This window comes from Pseudonocardia sp. TMWB2A (assembly GCF_017312135.1).
Genome location: NZ_QKQY01000001.1, coordinates 654,022 through 673,804, shown reverse-complemented (window position 1 = coordinate 673,804; position 19,783 = coordinate 654,022). Strand labels below are relative to the sequence as shown.

Sequence of the window (19,783 nt, the reverse complement as noted above, 5' to 3'; positions counted from 1 at the left end):
ATTCCTTGAAACAACTTCTAGTTCAACAATGCCACGAGCACATAAGTCAAAGTCGGAACGATTTGCAGCGCATCACGGAAAATGCGGCGCGCCGGAGAATCGCCGACAACAATAACGTCATTTGCGAAAAGTTCCGGATCTTCGTAGTAGCCTTTGCGAATGGATTTCAGATTGTAAAGCGCGGCCATCTTTTTTCCGCCCACGGTACGGAACACGACAACGTCATCAAGCTTGGCATCTTCCGAAACCCCTCTTGCGGTCGCAATCGCTTTGATCAACGACATTCTGCCCGTAACCGGATAGACACCCGGCTGCTGCACTTCGCCGTCGACGGTCACAAATTTGCTGGCGACCTCTTTGATGTTCACGGTAACTTCCGGATTACGGACATGCGCGCGGCGCAACCCTTGCTCGATAGTCGCGGATAGCTCAGACGGTGTTTTGCCGGTAGCATCCACGGTGCCGACCAAGGGAAAGGCAATTTTACCAGCGGCGTCCGCCTGAAGTTCGCGCGTAAATTCCGGCAAACCGAAGACATCCACCATTAATTTGTCAAAAGGCCCGATATGGTAAAGACGCTCACCCGCCGTAAAATCGGAAAGTTGCGGCTCGGGCAACGACATACCTTGCGAAATTGTCACCGCGCGCTCGCCCGGCGGCGGAGCCTTGCCCGACGAGCCACCGCTCAAAGCGGCGCACCCCGACAGTAGAAAGGCGATCCAGATTATCAGAAGATTTCGCAACATCAATAGCAACTCCGCTCGCCGAACCCGTTCCCAAAACAGGCCGCGTATAAATTCGGTTTATGTCTATGGCACCGGATTGTTAAAGTCCTGCGCCGATTTATCCTCCACAAACTCCTTGTCGAGCCACAACATCATCAAAATGAGGAGGCAAGCCATAGACGGAGCTCGCACGGGATAATCTCCGATGCTGTAAATCGCAAATAATATCACTATTATTGACGCCGCTCTCGCATAAGCGAGGTCAATATTCCACCTCTTTGTGAACCAGACCGGGACAAGACGCCGCACCGTCCAGGCCAACGCAGCCAACGCAATAACCACGCCTGCAACCCCTGTGGTCAGCCATATTTCCAACCAGTCATTATGCGCATGGTTGAGATAGGTTGTCGTCAAAAGCTCCGTTGGCTCGCCAAGCTTATAAACCTCGACAAACGAACCGATACCGGAGCCGAACGGGAAATAGCTTTTCGCCATTTCCCATATAGCAGCCCAAACGGTCAGACGGGATTGATCCTGAATCCCGTCGTTAAGCAAGCGCGTGAGAGCCGATGCGCGCGAGACAGCAATGGCAATACCGACCACAATCACGGCCAAGAGTGAAAAGAGGATAATCCTATTACGCCGCAATTTATTAGCAGCAATAATCTGGGCTTCTTTATCTGTATGTTCTTTATATCTCACACGACGGGACTGGGTTGTCTCCGGCGCTTTGTAGATAAAATAACAGGCAATGGCCGCGACAGTACCGCCAAGCAGTCCTGCGCGCGATCCTGCCACAAGGATCATGGGAAAAAGAAATAACGCAAAAATGGCCGCCATCCAAGGCTTTGCATCATTGAAACTGTTTCTTGCCGCCGCTTGCGATGCAAACACAACCAGCAACGGAATGAGCATCGAAAGGAACATCGCATTGTGATTACGGTTGGCAAAAAGCCCAACAGGGAAGCCACCATTGGTAATGCGGTAAAGATAGAAAGGGTTTGATTGCGAACCGACCAACTGCAAAACGCCGAGACACGCACTCACCAAACCCAAAATAAGAATGACCGGCAGTAGCCCCTGCAACTGTTTTTTTGATGCGCTGGCGCCAAGCAGAAAAAGGGTGAGCGGCGTCAAAAAGGCGAACAGTGCGTTCCAGCTTTGCGAAGGCGCCAATGAGAGCGCCCGCCAATTTTGCCCCAAACCCGCAATTTTATCCGTTTGGGCAACAATTGCATGTCCTGGAAGGTTTGACCAAAGATTATAGGGCAATGGAACGAGATGAAGGCCGATCAAAACGACACAAGCGAGAAGGATGGCTGCCAAGCCGCGATGTCTTACGATATCCGCAATAGTTATACGCCAAAGTGCAAAGCCAAAGGCAAAGCCGGTAAGAAGGCGCAATGGAATAGTAGATAGAGCGTCACTACGCGCGCTTCCGCCTAGCAGAAATGTCATGCAGATCAATGCTATCAACAAAAATGGCAAATCCCCTGCCCTGTCGCCTACCCATTGGCTCAAAACAGCAGGAAGGCGCCGCTGATGAGTACGAAAGCTTGCTGATGGGCGGGGTCGAACCATGAAGTTTTGAATCCGGTGATAAGGTGACAGCAAACAGGCAGCTAAAGCGAGGTTGCAAGTAGTTCCATTACAGGGAGAGTCAACTGCACAACGTCAGAAAGCGACACGTCGGCGGTACGGAAGATTGTCACTTTGCCTCCCACCAGAGCAATTGTGGTTGACCATTCAAGGGCAAGCATACAAAAGCCGCTACCCGGAAGGACAAAGGACGCAGAGCTTTTCTCTCTCTCATAATCCGTCGTTCCGATGCCCGTCCGTTCCTTAATGTAAAGAGCTGACCCAAATGACCGTATTGCATATTGTGCCAAAACGATTCACCGATGAACGCGGATGGTTTTCCGAAACATGGAGTCATCGCTCGCAAGCCCTGCCTCAGGTCAATTTTGTACAGGATAACCAATCCCTTTCTGTCAAAACAGGAACCCTTCGCGGCCTACATTATCAAAAGGAGCCAAGCGCCCAATGCAAGCTTGTGCGCTGTGTGCGCGGCGCGATTTTCGACGTTGCTGTCGATGTCCGGCCCCAGTCCCCTACGTTCGGGCAATGGGTCGGAGCAACACTGACGGCGGAGCGGGGTAATCAGCTTTTTATCCCCCGCGGATATGCTCACGGATTTATGACTTTGGAAGAAGATTGCGAAGTCTTTTATAAAGTGGACGGATTTTATGACCCGCAATGCGATGCGGGCATTATATGGAACGATTCCCAAATCGGCATTGCTTGGCCGAAAATCGACATTGACCCTATTTTGTCCGAAAAGGATTATATGCTTCCGCTGCTCGCGGACGCGGAACTTAATTTCGATTATGATGGCAATCCATTGCGCCCGCTCGAAAACTGAACATCCCATACGTCCGAACAGACCGGAAAGAATTTCAAATGTCTCAAGCAAAAAAAATCATGGTGACGGGTGGGGCCGGTTTTATCGGTTCAGCACTGGTGCGGAATTTGATCGCAAATTCCGGCTATGAAATAATGACTGTCGATGCGCTGACCTATGCAGGCAATCTTGCCTCGCTGGAACCTGTGGCATCTTCCCCGCGCCATCAATTTGTGCAGGCCGATATTTGCGATAAAGACATAATCGCAGAATTAATCAAAAATTTTCAACCCGATATTATCACCCATTTGGCCGCAGAGTCCCATGTTGACCGTTCGATTGACGGTCCTGCGGCCTTCATCCAAACCAACTTGGTCGGCACATACTCCATGTTGGATGCCGCCAAAACTTACTGGGAAAAATTGCCGTCCGACCGCCGTGATCAATTTCGATTTCACCATATATCAACCGATGAAGTATTCGGTGCCCTTGGGGATGAGGGTTTTTTCACCGAACAAACCGCCTATGATCCGCGCTCACCTTATTCCGCCTCAAAGGCTGGTTCGGATCATCTGGTTCGAGCGTGGTATCACACTTATGGCATGCCGGTATTGATCACCAATTGTTCGAATAATTACGGACCATATCATTTCCCCGAAAAGCTTATTCCGTTGATGATTTTGAAATGCCTCGCGGGTGAACCTCTTCCGATTTACGGCAAAGGCGACAATGTGCGCGATTGGCTTTATGTCGATGATCATGTCCGCGCACTGCAAAATGTGTTTGAAAACGGAATTCCGGGCGAAAGCTATATGATTGGCGGCAATTCCGAACGTACCAACTTGTCTATTGTGGAAACGATATGCGATGCACTCGATACCTTGCGCCCGCGTGTAGATAACCAGTCATACCGGACCCAAATAAGTTTTGTACCCGACCGGCCGGGGCATGATTTTAGATATGCTATTGACGCAACCAAGCTGAAAAATAATCTGGGATGGGAGCCGCGTGAAAGCTTCGAGACCGGAATTGCCAAGACGATCCAGTGGTATCTCGACAATGAAGCTTGGTGGGGGCCCATAGTTGACGGAAGCTATGCTGGTGAACGGCTCGGAACCAATAAGGTATGAAGAGTGACGAACAGCCGATTTTGATCACCGGTGTTAATGGCCAAGTCGGTGGAGCATGCGCCCAACTCGCGGCAGCACGCTTTTTGCCAACGCTGGCCCCTGACCGGAGTCTGCTTGATCTTTCGCAATCGCAATCAATCATGGATTATTTCGCCACGCACAAATTTTCAGCGGTTATAAATTGCGCGGCCTATACGGCTGTAGACCGTGCAGAAAGTGATATTGCGGTCGCCCAAGCGGTTAATGCCGATGCCCCTGCCCTTATTGGCAAGCTTGCCCGTGACCGGGGCATTCCGGTTCTTCATATTTCCACCGATTATGTTTTCGACGGCAAAAGCCAGGAGCCCTATAGCGAAGACGCGCCCGTCAATCCGTTATCCGTTTATGGTCGTGCAAAGGCCGCGGGTGAAGAGGGGCTCGCCCGCTCGGGCGCGCAATATGCTATTATGCGCACCTCTTGGGTACAAAGCGTTGCCGGGGCAAATTTCCTCAACACTATGTTACGTTTGGGAGAAACGCGTGACCAGCTGAGCATTGTTGACGACCAATGGGGAAGTCCGACGGGAGCGGATGATATCGCTGCTGCATTACTGGCCATGCTGCATGGGCTCGAAAGCAGGAGCGGTATCTGGCATTTTACCAATACAGGCGTCACTAGCTGGTATGGATTGGCCGATTATATATTCACTTGTGCGCAGGAAACGGGCGTAAAAATTCCGCAATTGACGGCGATTAGCACTGATGAATATCCGACCGCTGCGGTTCGCCCGCCTTATTCCGTTTTGAACTGCCAAAAATATATTGATGATTTCGGCCAGATACCGAAACCTTGGCAAACGGCAATAGATGAAATTTTGAATGAGCGATTGAAAAGGTGATATAATGCGTGGATTAATTCTTGCAGGCGGCTCCGGAACAAGACTTCACCCCGCGACATTGGCGATTAACAAGCAGCTTCTTCCTATATATGATAAGCCAATGATCTATTATCCCTTGTCAACATTAATGTTGGCTGGAATTAGAGAAATTCTTATAATTTCTTCTCCTGAATATCTTGATAATTATAAACGGCTATTCGGAGATGGAAACGAATTAGGCCTTTCTATCTCTTATGCTGTTCAACCAAAACCGGAAGGATTGGCGCAGGCCTTTCTCATCGGCGCTGATTTCATTGATGGTGAATCCTCCGCTTTGGTTTTGGGGGATAATATTTTCTATGGCGCAGGCTTTGGACAATTACTTGCAAATGCCCGCAAACGGGAATCGGGTGCGACCATTTTTGCTTATCAGGTCGAGGATCCTACCGCGTATGGCGTAGTAGAGCTTGATGCACATGGTCGAGCTTTAAGTATCGAGGAAAAGCCCAAGCATCCGAAATCCAATTTTGCCGTCACAGGCTTATATTTTTATGACCATCGCGCCGTTGAATTTGCCGAACAAGTCCGCCCTTCAGCGCGTGGCGAACTTGAAATAAGTACGCTGAACCAGATGTATATTGATGCTGGCGATATTTTTGTCGAACAAATGGGCCGTGGTTTTGCGTGGCTCGACACAGGAACACATGACAGCTTGGTCGAGGCCAGCGAATTTGTGCGTGTTATTCAAAAGCGTACCGGTATGCAGATCGCCTGCCTTGAAGAGATCGCTTTCCATCAAGGGTTTATCGACCGCGACCAGTTGATGAAACGGGGCGAGCTATTTTCCAAAACGGCTTATGGTCAATCCATCATACAGCTTGCTACTTCTATGCGTTAAGCTTTACGACAGCGGACAAAGTGCTTGGCACCGCCTCCGCGATGAAGCGAAAGACGAGCAGCATGGCGGATGATTTCCTGTTCTGGAACCGGCGGCATTTTCTGGGCGCCATGCCCATCCTGACAATGTGGTCGAGCACTGCAGGTGCAGCACTTGCACCCGCAGATGTTCAGCGCTTCACTCCCGAGCAATTCGGTGCAAAAGGCGATGGCAGGAAGAATGACACCGCTGCATTTGCCGCCCTGTCCAAAGCAATCGAGCGTGCCGGGGGCGGGTTCGTCCAACTGCGTAACAAAGCTGTTTACATAGTTGGTGAGCAACGCCCCGGCGGCGGATATTTCCGCTCTGGAGCCGATATCCTGTCCGTTAAGAATATACATAACTTCATCGTCGATATGAACCAGGCCGTCATGCGCATGGCCCCCGGATTATTATTCGGCGGTTTCGAACAAATCAGCGGGCGCGCTGCAAAAAAAATCGGTCTTGATCAAGCGATGTCTGCGCATCAAGGCATATTGATCCGCGCTCAAAATGTTTCTTACGTCCACATTTTCAATGGCGAACTCGATGGCAATGGCAGCCGCGCACTGGTCGGCGGGCCGTGGGGTGATACCGGACGGCAATGTATTTCATATGGTATCCATATTTATGGCTGCTCGAATGTTACCTTGGAAGATTTGAATATTCATAATTTTCCCCTTGATGCGGTTGCTATCGGATATACCGGATTGCGCGACAGGGCTCCTCTTCGCCCGGTTTCGATGAAAAGGTGCCACTTGCACCAGTGCGGAAGAAATTGCCTATCCCTGACAGGCAGTAACGCTTTTCATGCGGAAAATTCTATTTTCGAAGACAGCGGAAACTGTCCTAATCCCAATGTTCCAGATGGCCGAATCCGTTCCGCCCCTGCCGCCTGTGTCGATATTGAAGCCGAAAATGCTGTTAACCGGAATAGCCGGTTTACCGGCTGCAAATTTATTGCGGGACGCCATAGTATGACGGCTTTTGTCGCAGACAGCGGCGACACCGCAGGCATCTATCTTAAAAATTGCCTGATCGACGGAAAATTCTGGTCCAGAAAAGCTGGCACCATATTGGATGGCTGTGAAGTTAAAGGCACCCTATCGGTTCTAAGCGGATCTCATCCGCGTCAGCAAGACAATAGCCGCATCCTTAATTGTAAAGGCACCGATATATCCACATATCAATCATCCGGCGGAAAAGGCAGTTATTTTATTGACTGCATGGGTTCCGGAAAAGACATAGTAATTGACGGGTGTGATTTCACACTGAACCGAACCCGTATAAATTTACGATACGCCATTGTTTCAAACAGTATATTCCGTTTTGCGATGGACAGTCGATATCTTGAGAATCGACAATTTATTGCATTATTGGATGCCGCTCGAATGAATAATGTTACTTTCTATGATTATCTTCCGGCAACCGGGCCCTATCGCCTACCAAAAGATGAAGGCTATTTCATCACGACATCAGGCATGAACGGTACGAATGTCAGGATAATGGGTCATGATCGTTTCACCTTAAAATGGAATGATTGGCAGGCTCCCGGCTGGCCTAACGCCAAACGGCAGGACGGAAGCTTTTCGCGTTAAGGCCGAAATCAGCGACAATGTACGAGGGGGTAGACCCTCAATCTCCACTTGTGCCGGCGCCTCGCCTTCCCCATATCCCCGCCATGAGCGGAAATGACCATAGCTCCATGCCGCAATGGCATGGCACCACCATCCTGTCGGTCCGGAAAAATGGCAAAGTCGTTGTGATTGGCGACGGTCAGGTGTCCATGGGCCAGACCATCATGAAACCCAATGCGAAAAAAGTGCGGCGCCTGCATGACGGCAGCGTGATTGGCGGTTTTGCGGGGGCGACAGCCGATGCCTTCACTCTGTTCGAGAGGCTCGAAAAGAAGCTGGAAGCGCATCGCGGCCAGCTTATGCGCGCGGCCGTTGAACTCGCTAAAGACTGGCGCACCGACAAATATCTGCGCAATCTGGAAGCGTTGATGATTGTCGCGGACAAGGATGTGACGCTTGTCCTCACCGGCAATGGCGATGTGCTGGAACCGCTCGAAGGCGTGACCGCCATCGGGTCGGGCGGCAATTATGCGCTATCGGCAGCGCGCGCGCTCATGGATTATGAAGAAGACGCAGAAACGCTCGCCAAAAAAGCGATGAAAATCGCGGCGGACATCTGCGTTTATACCAATGACAACACGACCACCGAAGTGATGGATAGCGCGACCTGATCCGCTGCCCCCTTTAAAACGCCCTTCCCTTTTTTATCGCATGGCTCTTGCGGGCCGCAACGGATAGATAATGAACGACACCCTTACCCCCAAAGCCATCGTCAAGGCGCTTGACGAACATATTATCGGACAGACCGACGCCAAAAAGGCAGTTGCGGTAGCGTTGCGCAACCGCTGGCGCCGTCAACGCCTGTCCGCCGATCTGCGCGACGAGGTGACGCCCAAAAATATCCTGATGATCGGCCCCACCGGTTGCGGCAAAACCGAAATTTCACGCCGCTTGGCCAAGCTTGCCGATGCGCCTTTCGTCAAGGTCGAGGCGACCAAATTTACCGAGGTCGGTTATGTCGGCCGCGATGTCGAACAGATTGCGCGTGATCTGGTCGAAGAAGCGGTGCGGCTGGAAAAGGACCGTCGTCGTGAAGCCGTGCGCACCGCCGCATCGGAAGCTGCGATGGAGCGGCTGCTCGATGCGCTCACGGGCAAAGAATCGTCCGAAGCAACGCGCCTTGCTTTCCGCCAGCGGGTCGAACAAAACCAGATGAACGATACGGAAGTTGAAATCGAGGTCAGCGAAGCGCCCAATATGCCGATGGAAATTCCCGGCATGGGCGGCAATGTCGGCCTGATTAACCTGTCCGACATTATGGGCAAAGCGTTCGGCCAGCAGCCCAAAAAACGCCGCAAGCTGCGCGTCGCCGATGCGTGGGACAAGCTGGTCGAAGAAGAGCAGGAAAAACGGCTCGATCAGGATGATGTGGCGCGCGTGGCCTTGGCCGACGCGGAGGCCAATGGCATCGTGTTCCTCGACGAAATCGACAAGATTGCGGTGAGTGATGTGCGCGGCGGATCTGTGAGCCGCGAAGGCGTCCAGCGCGACCTCCTCCCCCTCATCGAAGGCACTACAGTGGCGACCAAATATGGCCCGATCAAGACCGACCATATCCTGTTTATCGCAAGCGGCGCTTTCCATGTTGCGAAGCCGAGCGACCTGCTCCCCGAATTGCAGGGCCGCTTACCGATTCGCGTCGAATTGCAGGGCTTAACGGAGGAAGATTTCGTCCGCATCCTGTCCGAAACCAAAGCCTCCTTGCCTCAGCAATATGTCGCATTGCTTGGCACCGAAGATGTCAAAATCGACATTACCGAGGATGCGATCAAGGCGCTCGCGCGGATTGCGGCAGAGGTTAATGGCCAGGTCGAAAATATAGGCGCGCGCCGTCTCCAGACGGTAATGGAAAAGCTGTTGGAAGAGATCAGCTTTGAAGCCGAGGACCGCAAGGGTGAAACTTTGGTCGTCGATGCAGCTTATGTCGATGGCCAGCTTTCCAGCATCGCGCGCGACACCGACCTTAGCAAATATATTTTGTAAGCCCTTATTTTTGGCGGAATAGTACGGCGCGGACGTTTTTGCCCGCGCCGCAATGTTCTTGACATGTTCCGGCGTGGCCTTATGCTCCTACAAGTAGCATAAGGAGTTGGATTATGGGCGAAACCGGTGGATGCCATTGCGGCGCGATACGCTATACAATTACCGACGGCGCGGAGCCGGTCTATCATGCGATGTGCCATTGCAGCGATTGCCGCCGCGCAACCGGCGCGCCTGCCGTGACATGGGCATTGTTTGACCAAGGCGCGGTGGCCATTGACGGCCAGCCTTCCCGCTACGCCTCGTCTGAGCTAGGCGAGCGGCAGTTTTGCGGGCAGTGCGGAACCAGCCTCTTCTATCTCAATGCTCAGATTTTCCTCGGTAAAATCGACATACAATCTGCTACCCTCGACAATCCCGAAGCCTACCCTTTGGGCGCGCAGGTCCAGACCGCTGAACGTTTGGGCTATATGGAGCATTTATCCGACATAGCGGGTTTTGAACGCTATCCGGGCATGGAATGAGTGTTCCGATAGCGCCCGCGAGAAAGAAGAATTTGCCTATTTTTCACCTTTCGCCGGTTGTCCGGTCCGTAAATTCGTGTAGAGGCTAGCTCCAATTTCCAGCCTCCTGTTACCGGAGGCAATCACTGAAAAAAGGATGTGTGCGGATGCGCTATCTCGTAACCGGAGCGGCTGGCTTTATCGGATTTAGCGTTGCGTCGCGGCTCATGGCGCGTGGAGATTCGGTTGTCGGTATCGACAGTATCAATGACTATTATGATCCGGAATTAAAACAGGCCCGCCTTCGTCATCTTAGCGAACAATATGGTGAACGCTGGTCCTTCATCAAGGCCGATTTTTCCGATTTTGCCGCATTGAGTAATGCACTTGCTTCCGAAAAGTTCGATGGCATCATCCATTTGGGGGCGCAGGCCGGGGTGCGTTATTCCATCGAAAATCCCCATGTCTACATGCAGTCCAATATTGTCGGACATCTCAATATGCTTGAGGTTGCCCGTCATCGTGCCATCCCAATGGTCTATGCGTCCAGTTCTTCGGTCTATGGCGGGAACGGAACTTATCCCTCCCGCGTAGAAGACCGGGTCGATCGCCCTATCTCACTTTATGCCGCCACCAAGCGTTCCGATGAGTTGATGAGCGAAACTTACGCCCATCTCTATCGCGTTCCGCTAACCGGCTTGCGCTTTTTTACCGTTTATGGCCCGTGGGGGCGTCCGGATATGGCGATGTGGTTGTTTACCGATGCCATTCTTGCGGGGCGTCCGATCAAGCTTTTCAATCATGGCGACATGTATCGCGATTTCACCTTCGTGGATGATATTGTCACCGGAATCGTTGCTTGCGCCGACAATCCGCCGCCTGATGACGGCACGGAAAAGGCAGGAGGCAGCACAACGCCTCACCGGCTTTACAATATCGGCAATAACCGTCCGGAGCGCCTGATGGACATGATCGGGCTGATCGAAGAAGGCTTATCGCGAAAAGCCACGTTTGAAATGTATGATATGCAACCCGGCGATGTTCCAAAATCTTTCGCCGATATTGATGCTATTCAGCGTGATCTAGGATATAATCCGACGACGACAATTTCGGTAGGTGTTCCCAAATTTATAGACTGGTATCGCGCTTATCATGGGCTTTGAGCGCCGGTGAAATCATTATCGGCGTTGCCGGCGCAGCTCGTCCCAAAATGCCAACCGTTCCGCCACGCGCTTTTCAAAGCCGCGCTCGACCGGTTCATAGAAGGTTTCGGGCGCCATTTCGTCCGGCCAATAATTGTCGCCGGAAAAAGCATCGGGCGCATCATGGTCATAATGGTAATTTGCGCCATAGCCGATGTCCTTCATCAGCTTGGTCGGCGCGTTCAATATGTTGGAAGGCGGCATGAGCGAGCCGGTTTGCTTGGCCGACTTCCACGCTGCTTTCTGCGCCTTATAGGCCGCGTTCGATTTGGGCGCGGTCGCGCAATAGAGCGTTGCCTGCACGAGCGCGAGTTCGCCTTCGGGCGAGCCTAAAAATTCGAATGTATCCTTGGCCGTCATGCACTGGACCAATGCTTGCGGGTCAGCGAGACCAATATCCTCCATCGCCATGCGCGCTAAACGGCGGAGCAAATAGAGCGGCTCTTCGCCTGCTACCAACATCCGCGCGAGCCAATATAAAGCCGCCTGCGGATCGGAGCCGCGCACCGCCTTATGGAGCGCGGAAATCAGATTATAATGACCGTCGCGATCCTTGTCATAAACCGCCATGCGCCGGTGCAAAAAGGCCGAAAGCGCAGCCGGATCGAGCGGCGCATCAAATTGCACCGAAAACAGCGTTTCGACCTGATTGAGCAGGAACCGCCCGTCCCCGTCCGCCGAAATTATGAGCGCGGTGCGCGCCTCGTCGGTCAAGGGCAACGGGCGCTCCATCAAAGCTTCGGCGCGCGTGAGCAATTCGCCAAGCGCCGCTTCATCGAGCCGTTTGAGGATCAGAACCTGCGCCCGGCTAAGCAGCGCCGCATTGAGCGCAAAGCTCGGATTTTCGGTTGTTGCGCCGACCAGCACCACCGTGCCATCTTCGACAAAGGGCAGGAACCCGTCCTGCTGCGCGCGGTTGAAACGATGGATTTCATCAACAAAGAGCAAGGTCTGCTGCCCTGCCCGCGCCGCTTCTTTGGCCTCGGCAAAGGCTTTTTTAAGATCCGCAACGCCGGAAAAAACCGCCGAAATTGCAACGAAGCGCAATCCCACCGCTGCCGCCAAAAGCCGCGCTATCGTGGTCTTGCCTGTCCCCGGTGGTCCCCACAGGATGAGCGAGGATAATTTGCCCGCCGCGACCATCAGGCCAATTGCGCCCTCAGCGCCGACCAGATGGTCCTGCCCTACCACTTCTTCCAATATGGTCGGGCGTAAACGGTCCGCAAGCGGCGCATTTTCCGACGGTGGAGACGGGCTGGATGCCGCAGGATCAGGGCCGAAAAGGTCAACCACAAGCCAAACTCACTTGCGCTGCGGGTGGGTCATCACCGCGTCTAGATAGCCGTCAATCATCACCTGATTGACCGCGTCCCAGCTATAAGCGCGGCTTTTTTCAAGCCCCGCCGCTCCCGCTTTGCGGCGCAAATCATCATCTTCGCAATATGCGCGCACCGCCGCTGCAAAGGCTTTGGCATTGCCGGGCTCGATCAAACGGCCATCAATACCGTCCGAAATAATATCGCGCGATCCGGTTGCATTGGCGGCGACGACAGGAAGCCCGCACGCCATCGCTTCCAAGGTCACATTGCCGAAGGTTTCGGTGATCGAGGGAAACAGAAAAAGGTCCATCGAGGCGACCGCGCGGCCCAATTCTTCGCGCATCAAATGGCCGGTAAAGACGGCATTGGGATGTTTGCTCGCGACCATCTGCCGCGCGGGGCCTTCGCCGACAATCAGCAATTGGTGCGGAACGCCCTGTTTTTCGAGCAAGGCAATTGTGTCGGACACAATATCCAACCCTTTTTCCAGCACCAGACGGCCAAAAAAGCCGATGACCGGCACATTGTCGACCAGCCCGATACTGCGCCGCCACGCCATATCGCGATGTGTTGGGTTGAAGATGCTCTGGTCGATGCCGCGCGTCCAGATGCGGATATCATGGCCCATTTTCTGCTCGCGCAAAAATTCGGCCATTGATTCAGACGGCGCATAAACCGCATCACAGCGATTATAAAAACGCCGCTGCACACCAAGCAACGCGCCTTCCAGAAAGCCCAGCCCATAATAGCGCAGATAGGTTTCGAACCGCGTGTGGAACGAGGCGACGACCGGAATATTATGCGCTTCGGCATAGCGGATCGCCTTGTGGCCCAGTACATCGGGGCTCGATACATGGATGATATTGGGCGCATAGGCTTCAAGGTCGAGCAGCGCATCGCCCGAAAGGCCGGTCGCGAACCGGTATTCCGCGCGCCCCGGGATCGAGATGCTCGGCACACTCACCAGATCGCCGGTGGGCGGAAAGGCGGGCGTGTCGGTGGTCGGCGAATAGACTCGCAAGGATGCGCCTTGACGCAGGATATAGCCCGCCAAACGGTTTAGCGCCTGGTTCGCTCCGTCTCTTACATAATTATAGTTGCCGCTAAAAAGCGCGACGCGGAGCCCCGAAACTTCCATAATTGTCCGTTAATAGTTCAACCGCGTCTAATCAAGATTTGCTTGCACAGGCACGCTTGGCGGATGAAGCCGCAAGCGCGTGACACGGCGTTCATCGCCTTCGGTCACTTCAAGCCGCCACCCGCTCGGATGCAGCAGAATCTCGCCGGTTTCCGGCACATGGCCTGCAAGGACAAATGCAAGTCCGCCCAGCGTATCGACATCTTCCTCGACTTCGGCGAGCGCAGGCGCAATGGCTTCGGCGACTTCATCCAGTTCCGCGCGCGCGTCAGCGTCCCACAGGCCATCATCCAACGGCACAAGCAAAGCTTCGGGAGCCTCATCATGCTCGTCTTCAATGTCCCCGACAATTTCCTCGACCAGATCCTCGATCGTCACCAATCCTTCGGTGCCCGAATATTCGTCGAGGACAATGGCGAGATGCGTGCGTGTGCTGCGCATTTCGGCGAGCAAATCCAGCACCCCCATCGACACCGGCACATAGCGTGGCTGGCGGATCAGGGATCCGATAGTCTTGGGCGGCTCGCCCTCTGCGGCAAGGGTGGCGAAAGCGTCGCGAATGTGAATCATGCCGATCACTTCGTCGAGATTGTCGCGATACACCGGCAGGCGGCTATGCCCCGCCTTGACGAACAGGCTGACCAATTCGTCGAACGAGGCATTTTCGGGAATCCCGATAATATCCGCGCGAGGGACCGATACATCATCGGCGGTCATTTCACCGAAGTGGAGAAGATTGCGCAGCATCTGCCGTTCGAGCGGCGATAAATCGGCGACTTTGCTTTTGGATGAGCGATGGAGCGCCGCGCCATTGTCGCGGCCTTCCTCTTCCTCATGTTCGTCTATCGCGTCTTCAATCTGCTCGCGCAGCGACGGTTCTTCGCCATCACCGAAAATCAGCGCGCGCAAACTGCGCCAGATAGAGTTGCCTTCTTCGCTGTCAGCGCCGCGACGCCCGCCATTTGTTCCACCATTATCGTCCGCCATGGGCGTTCAGTCTCTATCTCCATAGGGATCGGCCAAGCCCAATCCCGCCAAAATATCAATTTCAAGCGCCTCCATATGGACCGCTTCCTCTTCTTCTATGTGGTCATAGCCCAAAAGATGCAATGTCCCGTGAACGATAAGATGCGTTACATGGTCGGCGAGCGAAATAGCCTTGTCGCCTGCTTCGGTGATACATGTTTCATAGGCAAGAATCATGTCGCCCAAAATGGCCTCGCTATCATCACCCGCCGCGCCGCCGGACACGCTGCTGGCGATGGCGACGAGCAGATCGGGCGGGGTTTGCGGGAAAGATAATATATTGGTCGGCTTGTCCTTGCCGCGATAATCGCGGTTCAGCGTCTGGACTTCGGCATTACCGGATAATTTTATCACGACTTCGATACACAAATTGCTTTCGGCGAGCGCCGCGAACGGGGTTGCAGAGAGCGCGGCCAAGACCGCTTTGGTCGCCAGAGCATCCCAATCCTTGGGTAGACCATCACTGTTTTGCGCAGGAGCGTTGCCGACCCTCACGTTTACGGGCCAGGGATTTTCCGCAAGGATGGCGACGTCGATCATCGGGGAACGCCCGCGCGGTTGAGCTGTCCGTCAATCATCGCAATGCTCGCGCGATATTTATTTGAATCAAGGTCTGAAAAATCCTCTGTAAATTGCTGATTAGCGAGGCCTTCCTTATTGGATAGAGCCGCCTGAGGAACCAATGCACTTTCGGTAATATGCTGCATTTTCTGTGTTATAGCAGCGGCGGTTTGCGGTCTTGTGCCTGCCTGACCATAACGGAAACCCGAACGGTTGGCCGTCATATCGACAAAGGAAAAGCCGGTGCCATCAGCCAAGCTGTCGGACAATTCCTTCCATTCGCCCAGCGCCCCTGTCATTTCGGTGCCCATCGTCGCGGACATCGCGCCGCTGATCGCCCAATGTTTAGGAAGGTCGGCGCGCCCCGCCAATTTTATCTGGTCTTCGGGCGGGAGTGGACAGGCTGCGTCGCGGATTTTCGGGGTATAGAAAAGCCGGTGCGCGCGCTCACCCCCGACAAAGATCGCAAGCGCGACCATAGACGCACGGTTGCGCGCTTCGGACGTGGGCGCGGCGGCATCGGTGGCCGCAGTCTTACCCGGCAAAGGCGTGGCAAAAGCGCGGCGCACCTGTTCGTCAAAAGCGGTGGACGGATGGCGCTTCTGTTCGGCCGCCAAATGGCACAAGGCCCCGCGCACCAGACCATCATCGGCACGCAAGCCCGCCACATCGGACGCTTTGGCATAAATTTCGCGCACGCGCGGCACGCTCAATGTGACCGCAACTTCTCCGGCGGAAAAATGCATGGATTTAAGGACATGGGATGGCGCGGGCAAATCGGGATATTTGTAACGTGCCGCGCGCACCGCCCATTTGACAAGCCTGCCGCTCAGCCATTGCGGCAAACGCACCATGCCGATTTTAAGCTGGACCGGCGGTATCGCGTCGGGGCTGTTGACAAAATCTTTGGCGGGCAGGCTCGCCTCGACATTAAGCCAGCGACCTAGCGGCAAAGGCCGGCTGAATCCCGCCTCCCATTGCGTGTCCGTGAGCCGCGAGGACACAATTGTCGGTGCCAAAGCCCGGCCAGCGAGCGATGATCCCGCCGCCAACTCCTTGTTCGACAGGCGCAAAGTCACCGGTTCTGCAACATTGTCGCGACCCTTAAAGTCGCTCAACGCTTGCTTCACCACCGCCATATTGTCGGGACGCGGCGCGGGCGCGCTGAAAAGCGGCCCCGACGAGGTGAACAATAAACCGCCGCCCACCAGCAGCAGGACAAGGACAATCAGGACATTGCGTAAAAAACGCATCACATTCAAACCTGTTTCAGCAAAGACGCGCGGCTTTTAACCAAGCCGAAGCCGCCTTTTAACTGTCCGGCCCTTCATAAGCCTGAACGATCCGCCCGACGATCGGATGGCGGACAACATCGGCGGCGTTGAACCGAACGACCGATATACCCTCGACCCCCTCAAGCCGTTCCACCGCATCGGCAAGGCCCGACGCGCCCGGCATCGGCAAATCCACTTGCCGGGGATCGCCGCAAATCACCATGCGGCTGTTCATGCCAAAACGGGTGAGGAACATTTTCATCTGCGGAATGGTGGTATTTTGCGCTTCGTCGAGAATGATAAACGCATCGGCCAATGTGCGCCCGCGCATGAAGGCGAGCGGTGCGATTTCAATCTCGCCGCTCGCAATCCGCCGCTCGACCTGCTCGGCAGGCAGCGTATCATAAAGCGCATCATAAAGCGGGCGGAGATAAGGGTCGACCTTTTCCTTCATGTCGCCGGGCAAGAAACCGAGACGCTCGCCCGCTTCGACGGCAGGGCGCGACAGGATGAGCCGCTGCACCGATCCGGTGATAAGCTGGCTCACCGCTTGTGCGACCGCCAGATAGGTTTTGCCGGTGCCCGCCGGACCAAGCGCGAAAATCACATCATCGCGCGCCAGCGCCTCCATATAGCCATATTGGGTGGGCGAGCGCGGCACGATGGTCTTTTTGCGCGTGCGGATCATGATGCTGGGCGGCTCGACGTCGCGGCGGATAATGCCTTCCAAGGTCGGTTCGGCGGACATCGAAATCACGCCATCGACCACGCCTTTATCGACCTCCTGCCCGTGGACGAGCCGGTTATAAAGGCCCGTCAGCACATCGCGGGCGCGGGCGCAGGCTTCGGCCTCGCCTTCAATCTGGACCTTGTTACCGCGCGCGGCGATATACACGCCCAAGCGGTTTTCTATGGTCACCAGATTTTGGTCATATTCGCCGAACAGGGCATGAAGCAAATGGGGCTTGTCAAAACTTACCTCGATACGGGCACGATCTCCGGCTACCGCGGGTTGAGGCTTTTTCGACATTCAGGCCGCCTTTCTGATGAGGTTGGCAATCAAACTATTGGGTCCGGCTGACGCAATTTCGACATGGACAAGGTCGCCAATCGCCGCTGCACTGTCATTGACGATGACCGATTGCAGCCAGGGCGATTTGCCGATGAGTTGGCCGGGAAGCTTGCCGGTGCGCTCCAGCAGCACCGCGCACTGGCGTCCGACAGTCGCAGCATTGAAGCGGGCTTGCTGTTCATTGAGCAGGTTTTGCAGCCGTTGCAGCCGTTCGTCCATCACATTTGCGCTGATCTGGCCGTCCATATCGGCAGCCGGTGTGCCGGGACGCGGCGAATATTTGAAACTATAGGCCATCGCATAATCAACGTCGCGGACAAGACCGAGTGTTTCTTCAAATTCGGCATCGCTTTCGCCGGGAAAGCCGACAATGAAATCACCCGAAATAGCAATGTCGGGACGCACGGCGCGTACCCGTTCGATGAGCTTTAAATAGCTTTCGACCGTATGGCTGCGGTTCATTGCTTTCAGTACGCGGTCGCTCCCTGCCTGCACCGGCAGATGGAGGAAGGGCATAAGCTTGTCGACCTCGCCATGCGCCGCAATCAGTCCGTCGCTCATGTCATTGGGGTGGCTGGTAGTATAGCGGATACGTTCCAACCCGTCGATTTTGGCGAGCGCGCGAATGAGGCCGTCCAGCCCCTGCCCGCGCCCTGCTTCATCGTCGCCCGTCCATGCGTTCACATTCTGGCCGAGCAGTGTGATTTCGCGCGTGCCGCCTTCGACCAGCGCATGGGCTTCGCGAACAATATCGCCCCAAGGCCGCGAAATTTCCGCGCCGCGCGTATAGGGGACGACGCAATAGGTGCAGAATTTATCGCAACCTTCCTGCACAGTCAGGAAAGCGCCCGGACGAGCCTGTTTGGCGCGCGCGGGCAGATGGTCGAATTTGGAGATGGCGGGCATATCCGTATCGAGCGCGCGTTTGCCGCCTTTCGCCTGTTCAACCAGTTCGGGGAGGCGGTGGTAAGCTTGCGGGCCGACGACAATATCGACCGTGGGCGCACGTCGGGCAATCTCGCCGCCTTCGGCTTGCGCAACGCAACCGGCGACCGCAATCATCGGGCGCGATCCGTCCTCGCGCTTGAGGCGGCCAATATCGGAATAGACTTTTTCCGCCGCTTTTTCACGGATATGGCAGGTATTGAGGATGACCAGATCGGCATCATCGGCACTGTCCGCCGCACTCAAGCCTTGCGCCGCCATCATTTCAGCCATGCGCTCACCATCATAGACGTTCATCTGGCAACCGAAGCTTTTTACATGATATTTTTTGGGAGACGAGTGATTCATGCGCTGCTCTATAAGCGATAGCGCACGCGACCGGAAGCACTGTTACCGGCTTTGGCGAGTGCATAGACAATCGCATCGCGCGCAACCGATGCGATAAGCTTACGCTCATGGGTGACTTCGTCGCTGAGGGGGGTAAGGAAATAAAGGTCGACCTTCATCCGCCCGCGCCGCGCGAGGACGCGCTTCAAATTGGGCGCAAGATCGGCTTCGGTCCAGGCAATATCTTCGGCAATATCGCCATAATCTATCACGACAGGCTGGACGCGCGCGCCTTTGGGCGGGTCAACCATAGAGGCGAGCAGCGACGCGCGGAACGGCTTTATCGTAACCCCGTCATTGGTTGTGCCTTCGGGGAAAAGCGCAACGGGACTGCCTTTGGCGACCGCGCCGCGCACATCATCGGCTTGCCCTATGACCGCACGCCGGTCTTCGCGTTTCACATAGACGGTGCCGACCTGATCGGCGAGCCAGCCTATGACCGGCCATTGTTCGACTTCGGCTTTTGAGACAAAGGCGCAGCCGGTTTCGCCGCCCAGCGCCAATATATCCATCCAGCTCACATGATTGGCGACATAGAGGACATGGTCGCGCACGCGGGTGCCGTGGACACGCACATCTATGCCCGCAATCCAGCCTACATATTTAAGATAGAGGCGCGGGATTGGCGAACGCTGCCTTAAACCCCGGAACAGCAAATGCGGGACCAGCACGACCAGCAAACCGGTGACAATCGCCAGACTGCGCAAAAG

19 protein-coding genes are annotated in these 19,783 nt (G+C 54.7%); 9 read left to right on the top strand and 10 right to left on the bottom strand.

Features of this window, described 5'->3' with window-relative positions; all coding sequences use genetic code 11:
* Nucleotides 1-17: 17 nt before the first annotated feature.
* The gene (locus DMP17_RS03125) at nucleotides 18-746 is read right to left on the bottom strand and encodes a polysaccharide biosynthesis/export family protein (protein ID WP_337827623.1); all 729 of its coding nucleotides are present in this window, start codon (nucleotides 744-746) and stop codon (nucleotides 18-20) included.
* A gap of 63 nt (nucleotides 747-809) precedes the next feature.
* Nucleotides 810-2,183 carry an O-antigen ligase family protein gene (locus DMP17_RS03120; protein WP_337827622.1) on the bottom strand — a complete coding sequence of 458 codons (1,374 nt, stop codon included), beginning with the start codon at nucleotides 2,181-2,183 and terminating at the stop codon, nucleotides 810-812.
* Nucleotides 2,184-2,589: 406 nt separating this feature from the next.
* Here DMP17_RS03120 and rfbC point away from each other — a divergent pair, with 406 nt between their 5' ends.
* The 9 genes from rfbC (at nucleotide 2,590) to DMP17_RS03075 (ending at nucleotide 11,312) form a co-directional block, all read left to right on the top strand.
* Nucleotides 2,590-3,147 (top strand): dTDP-4-dehydrorhamnose 3,5-epimerase, encoded by a 558-nt coding sequence (gene rfbC / locus DMP17_RS03115; protein ID WP_337827621.1) that lies wholly within the window; start codon nucleotides 2,590-2,592, stop codon nucleotides 3,145-3,147.
* Nucleotides 3,148-3,185: 38 nt separating this feature from the next.
* The gene (rfbB, locus tag DMP17_RS03110) at nucleotides 3,186-4,256 is read left to right on the top strand and encodes a dTDP-glucose 4,6-dehydratase (protein ID WP_337827620.1); all 1,071 of its coding nucleotides are present in this window, start codon (nucleotides 3,186-3,188) and stop codon (nucleotides 4,254-4,256) included.
* The gene (gene rfbD / locus DMP17_RS03105) at nucleotides 4,253-5,134 is read left to right on the top strand and encodes a dTDP-4-dehydrorhamnose reductase (protein WP_337827619.1); all 882 of its coding nucleotides are present in this window, start codon (nucleotides 4,253-4,255) and stop codon (nucleotides 5,132-5,134) included. The genes rfbB and rfbD overlap by 4 nt, the downstream gene beginning before the upstream one ends.
* Before the next feature lie 4 nt (nucleotides 5,135-5,138).
* Nucleotides 5,139-6,011 (top strand): glucose-1-phosphate thymidylyltransferase RfbA, encoded by an 873-nt coding sequence (gene rfbA / locus DMP17_RS03100; protein WP_337827618.1) that lies wholly within the window; start codon nucleotides 5,139-5,141, stop codon nucleotides 6,009-6,011.
* Nucleotides 6,012-6,052: 41 nt separating this feature from the next.
* Complete coding sequence (locus DMP17_RS03095; protein WP_337827617.1) at nucleotides 6,053-7,627, top strand: right-handed parallel beta-helix repeat-containing protein; 1,575 nt, start codon at nucleotides 6,053-6,055, stop codon at nucleotides 7,625-7,627.
* Between the two features lie 83 nt (nucleotides 7,628-7,710).
* On the top strand, nucleotides 7,711-8,277 hold the full coding sequence (gene hslV, locus DMP17_RS03090; protein ID WP_337827616.1) for an ATP-dependent protease subunit HslV: 567 nt from the start codon (nucleotides 7,711-7,713) through the stop codon (nucleotides 8,275-8,277).
* 70 nt (nucleotides 8,278-8,347) lie between these two features.
* Nucleotides 8,348-9,649, top strand: a complete 1,302-nt coding sequence (gene hslU, locus DMP17_RS03085; RefSeq protein ID WP_337827615.1) for an ATP-dependent protease ATPase subunit HslU — start codon at nucleotides 8,348-8,350, stop codon at nucleotides 9,647-9,649.
* Between the two features lie 113 nt (nucleotides 9,650-9,762).
* Nucleotides 9,763-10,170, top strand: a complete 408-nt coding sequence (locus DMP17_RS03080; RefSeq protein ID WP_337827614.1) for a GFA family protein — start codon at nucleotides 9,763-9,765, stop codon at nucleotides 10,168-10,170.
* Between the two features lie 146 nt (nucleotides 10,171-10,316).
* The gene (locus tag DMP17_RS03075; protein ID WP_337827613.1) at nucleotides 10,317-11,312 is read left to right on the top strand and encodes a GDP-mannose 4,6-dehydratase; all 996 of its coding nucleotides are present in this window, start codon (nucleotides 10,317-10,319) and stop codon (nucleotides 11,310-11,312) included.
* A gap of 15 nt (nucleotides 11,313-11,327) precedes the next feature.
* Here DMP17_RS03075 and DMP17_RS03070 read toward each other — a convergent pair whose 3' ends face one another.
* From DMP17_RS03070 to DMP17_RS03035, 8 genes are read right to left on the bottom strand one after another with little or no spacing between them, the layout of a single operon-like run.
* Entirely contained in the window at nucleotides 11,328-12,644 is a 1,317-nt protein-coding gene (locus tag DMP17_RS03070) for a replication-associated recombination protein A (RefSeq protein WP_337827612.1), read from the bottom strand.
* Between the two features lie 9 nt (nucleotides 12,645-12,653).
* The gene (locus DMP17_RS03065) at nucleotides 12,654-13,808 is read right to left on the bottom strand and encodes a glycosyltransferase family 4 protein (RefSeq protein ID WP_337827611.1); all 1,155 of its coding nucleotides are present in this window, start codon (nucleotides 13,806-13,808) and stop codon (nucleotides 12,654-12,656) included.
* A gap of 27 nt (nucleotides 13,809-13,835) precedes the next feature.
* Complete coding sequence (locus DMP17_RS03060) at nucleotides 13,836-14,795, bottom strand: hemolysin family protein (protein WP_337827610.1); 960 nt, start codon at nucleotides 14,793-14,795, stop codon at nucleotides 13,836-13,838.
* Between the two features lie 6 nt (nucleotides 14,796-14,801).
* The gene (ybeY, locus tag DMP17_RS03055) at nucleotides 14,802-15,374 is read right to left on the bottom strand and encodes an rRNA maturation RNase YbeY (protein ID WP_337827609.1); all 573 of its coding nucleotides are present in this window, start codon (nucleotides 15,372-15,374) and stop codon (nucleotides 14,802-14,804) included.
* On the bottom strand, nucleotides 15,371-16,651 hold the full coding sequence (locus DMP17_RS03050) for a hypothetical protein (protein WP_337827608.1): 1,281 nt from the start codon (nucleotides 16,649-16,651) through the stop codon (nucleotides 15,371-15,373). The genes ybeY and DMP17_RS03050 overlap by 4 nt, the downstream gene beginning before the upstream one ends.
* Nucleotides 16,652-16,706: 55 nt before the next feature.
* Nucleotides 16,707-17,699 carry a PhoH family protein gene (locus DMP17_RS03045; protein ID WP_337827607.1) on the bottom strand — a complete coding sequence of 331 codons (993 nt, stop codon included), beginning with the start codon at nucleotides 17,697-17,699 and terminating at the stop codon, nucleotides 16,707-16,709.
* On the bottom strand, nucleotides 17,700-19,034 hold the full coding sequence (gene miaB, locus DMP17_RS03040) for a tRNA (N6-isopentenyl adenosine(37)-C2)-methylthiotransferase MiaB (RefSeq protein WP_337827606.1): 1,335 nt from the start codon (nucleotides 19,032-19,034) through the stop codon (nucleotides 17,700-17,702).
* A gap of 8 nt (nucleotides 19,035-19,042) precedes the next feature.
* Nucleotides 19,043-19,744 (bottom strand): lysophospholipid acyltransferase family protein, encoded by a 702-nt coding sequence (locus tag DMP17_RS03035; protein ID WP_337829752.1) that lies wholly within the window; start codon nucleotides 19,742-19,744, stop codon nucleotides 19,043-19,045.
* Between the last annotated feature and the right edge of the window lie 39 nt (nucleotides 19,745-19,783).